This window comes from Chamaesiphon sp. VAR_48_metabat_403 (assembly GCF_031422475.1).
Classification (GTDB): Bacteria; Cyanobacteriota; Cyanobacteriia; order Cyanobacteriales; family Chamaesiphonaceae; genus Chamaesiphon.
In genome coordinates this window covers 1-3,681 of record NZ_JANPLS010000124.1, presented here as the reverse complement: position 1 = coordinate 3,681, position 3,681 = coordinate 1, and the positions used below count along the sequence as shown (strand labels likewise).

The following is a 3,681-nucleotide window of genomic DNA, read 5'->3' as shown; positions in this document are numbered from 1 at the left end:
TAACCCTTACGCAGGGGAGTTTGAGGGGCGGCGTTCCGCCTCTCAACGGGGGGTCTGGGGGTCGGAACCCCCAGATCCGGGTTCTGCCCCTACTAGGAAAATCGATACCCACAAGTATTTATCGTTTACCGCTACGCTTACAAATAGTCACCTTAACAGGGGTACAGGGGTATAGGGGTACATCTAAAACACCAGTAACTATGTTTTGCTGCAAGATGTGAAAAAGTTAATAACGAATCAGTAAATTTACAACATCTAGCGTAAACTACAGATTGAATCCCGATAAAGAGCCGATCGGCTCTTTATTTCGATCCACATTCTCGACCCCGATTTCGCAACAGTATGACTACCGCCCAACGATCGATCTCTCGCTATCTCTGGGCCGCCGAGCGGCAAGCAACCTGGATTCCTGCCGAGCGATTGGTAGAAGATAGATATCATGTCATCGCCCCGCAATTGTGGCTCGATACCAAGCCACAAGCCCCGCCAGATATCTTCTTTCCCCTGCCCCATCAGGCATCAGCCTACGCTCATCTGTACCAGTACAAGCTGCATTTACCCCAATTGCACGGCTTTTGCACGCTCAAACGATCGGGTGAGACGATCGAGATTCCGCTGCTCGATAATATTCCGGTCGATAATGAGGGTAAATTACTCCCCAGTTTGAGCGAAGCTTGGAGTACCGCCACACCACTCCATCAAGCATACTGGCTGTGGCAAGCGATCGATCTGTGGGCACCGCTAGCCGGAACTGGCGTATTATCCAGCCTGATCCAGATCGAAAACCTCCGCGTCGATGGGTGGTGTCTGCGCTTGTGCGAATTAATTTCCGATCGATCTACGGGCAATCCTAAAGTCACCCTCGCCAAGCTGGGCGCGCTGTGGCAGGAAAATCTCCCCGGTGCGGCTCCAGAAATTGCCGATCGGTTAGAGAATTTGTACGATAAAATGCAAGCAGAAAAAGCCTCGCTGCGCGATGTGTCCCGCGAACTTAACAAAATTACCCTCGAACGCGCGGCGCAATTGCCCTTACAGTGGCAGATTGCAGGCGGTACCGATGCTGGAGCCACCCACCAGCACAACGAAGACTCTTATTACCCCACCCCACTCGACCTGACTCACGATTCCACAGGTGGTAAAATTGCGATTATTTGCGATGGCATTGCCGGACATGACGGCGGCGAAGTTGCCAGTCAGATGGCTGTTAAATTGCTCAAAATCCAAACCCAAACCCTATTTGACTCGCTCGTCAACAGTCCCGAACTAGTCTCCCCCGAACAGATTTGTAACGCCATTAGCGCGATCGTCCGAGTAGTCAATAATACGATTACCGCCCAAAATCAGAGCCAGGAACGCACGGAACTGCGGCGGATGGGTACTACTATGGTAATGGCACTTCAAGTCAACCAGCGGATTCGCAACCGCAATAGTGTCGGCAATTCCCACGAGATTTATATCGCCCACGTCGGGGACAGTCGGGCGTATTGGATTACCCCCCACCGCTGTCAACTCCTGACGATCGATGATGATATCGCCACGCGGGAAGTCAAACAAGGTCGAGATCTGCCCTGGCATAGTGCAAATCGCCCCGACGCGGCGGCTCTTACCCAAGCTTTAGGGATGAAGCCAGGAGAGCTAATTCACCCCACCGTACAGCGATTTATGGCGATCGAGGATGGCATTTTATTATTATGCTCTGATGGTTTGAGCGATCGCCATCTAGTCGAGAGTTCTTGGCAAGATTATGCCGAGCGGATTCTGCAAACAGAAATGCCCCTTACCGAAGCCGTCCAATCTTGGCTGGCTCTAGCCCATCGTCAAAATGGCGATGATAATATCTCTTTGGTGCTGATGTCTTGTCAGGTATCGGCAACCGATTCCCAAATCCATAGCAGCCAACTAGTCCCGCGTCATCCTGACGATACCGATGCCGACGATTTAGAACCAGAGCCACAATTTAGATTCAATCGCGCGATTTACTTGTTTTTATTCCTGACTACAACCCTTGGATTTGGAGCCGCAATCGCGATCGCCATTACCTTTTTTCATCCAGAATGGGTAGACACCTGGAGACAGCAACTATTACCCAGCTCTCCACAGACACAGTTACAGCGGCAAATCGATCGATCTAGAGCAGAATAGTATCCTGGCGATCTCGCGGTGGGAAGAAAGGGCGGGGGTGGGAGGATAGGGGAGAATGGGAGGATAGGGAAGATTTATGAAAATATCGCTTTAATCTACTCCCCACACAATTTTCCTGATGGAGACGCTACGCTCTCTCAGTGCAAGCCGCCCACACCGCCCACACTCCCCACACCCTCCCCGCTCCCCGCTACTAAGATGGAGTAGAGACGGAATTTAACAAACATAATATTGCAAAATCGAGCTATTTACTTCCAAACTGTGCATACTAACAATATCATTCGACTGACGGATCGGTCGCCAACCGACGGCATCGTCTCGCATCTACATCTTTATGTTTAATTTATTTCAAAAAAAGCACAACACTCAACCCCGTAAAATCGCGATTGGAGACGTTCATGGCCATTTTGATGGTATGTGTCAATTAATCGATTTTTGTAAACTAGCTCCTGATGATGAGGTATATTTTCTGGGAGATGTTATCGATCGCGGGCCTAAAAGTGCAGAGGTAGTCAAATGGATTCAGGAGCACAATTACCCGTGTTTGATGGGCAATCATGAAGTGATGTTATTAACATCATTTAATAATGGAAATATCGACGAAATGGCATTGCGCCACTGGCTGCCATCCGGCGGCGATACGACGCTAGAAAGTTATGGCGATGCCGGAATTCCGCCTGAAGACATGGATTGGTTTGCGAGTTTGCCATCTTATCTAGATTTGGGCGATGTCTTTTTAGTTCATGCTGGGGTCGATCCGTTTAAATCGCTCGACAAACAAAATAACGACCAATTTTGTTGGATTAGAGAAAAATTCTTGAGCAATCAATTTCCCTATTTCCCCGATAAAATTATTATTACCGGACATACGATTACCTTTACCCTCCCAGGCGTTCGTCCCGGCGAAGTCGCTCAAGGCCCCGGCTGGCTGAATATTGAAACCGGAGCTTATCATCGTAAAAGTGGCTGGATGACAGCTCTAGATATTACTAATGCAATGGTTTATCAAGTTAATGTATTTTCAGGTAAAAAGCGCAAACAACCACTCGATCGCATCGTCAAATTAGTCGAACCCAATCGGGTTAAATTTTAATCTAAATATCGGCTCTATATCCCACATTCCGCTGGTTAGAGAGCGATTACCTCTCGGCGCGGCTCCGCCAACGAAATAATTAGGAATCTGGGGCAGAGAGGAGATAGTGGCTACTCAACAACGGTACGCGATCGAAAAGTTGCTGGTATCTGGCTGTCCCTGCTACTGTAAAATCTATAATCGTCGATTTGCGATCGGACATAAACTTTAGTTTGCTAAGATCGTCGAGAACAGTTACACATAAACCAAATTTTAATCTACTCACCGCTTAGGTCTGCATCAAACCTCATCCTCGATCGTCAAATTTTCACATAATCATTCCAACCTTGTCTCAATTATTCAACGATAGAAGGGATTTTGGATTTTGCGGATGCGCGCACGCCTTTGTTTCCCGACGGTTTAGCGGCGTTTTTATGTCTAGGGTTCCCCCGTCTTGGCGTTTTTTA

General features: G+C 48.4%; 2 protein-coding genes. Both read left to right on the top strand.

Translation table 11 applies throughout. From position 1 onward, the window contains the following. Window positions 1-342 precede the first annotated feature (342 nt). Window positions 343-2,142, top strand: a complete 1,800-nt coding sequence (locus RMO79_RS06390; protein WP_310482223.1) for a protein phosphatase 2C domain-containing protein — start codon at window positions 343-345, stop codon at window positions 2,140-2,142. A 334-nt stretch (window positions 2,143-2,476) separates the two neighbouring features. Further along, window positions 2,477-3,235 (top strand): metallophosphoesterase family protein, encoded by a 759-nt coding sequence (locus tag RMO79_RS06385; RefSeq protein ID WP_310482222.1) that lies wholly within the window; start codon window positions 2,477-2,479, stop codon window positions 3,233-3,235. The last annotated feature ends 446 nt before the right edge of the window (window positions 3,236-3,681 follow it).

What these genes read in the sequence shown, in the direction of transcription:
- RMO79_RS06390 (WP_310482223.1), top strand. Translation starts at nt 343, where the DNA reads ATGACTACCGCCCAACGATCGATCTCTCGCTATCTCTGGGCCGCCGAG.
- RMO79_RS06385 (WP_310482222.1), top strand. Translation starts at nt 2,477, where the DNA reads ATGTTTAATTTATTTCAAAAAAAGCACAACACTCAACCCCGTAAAATC.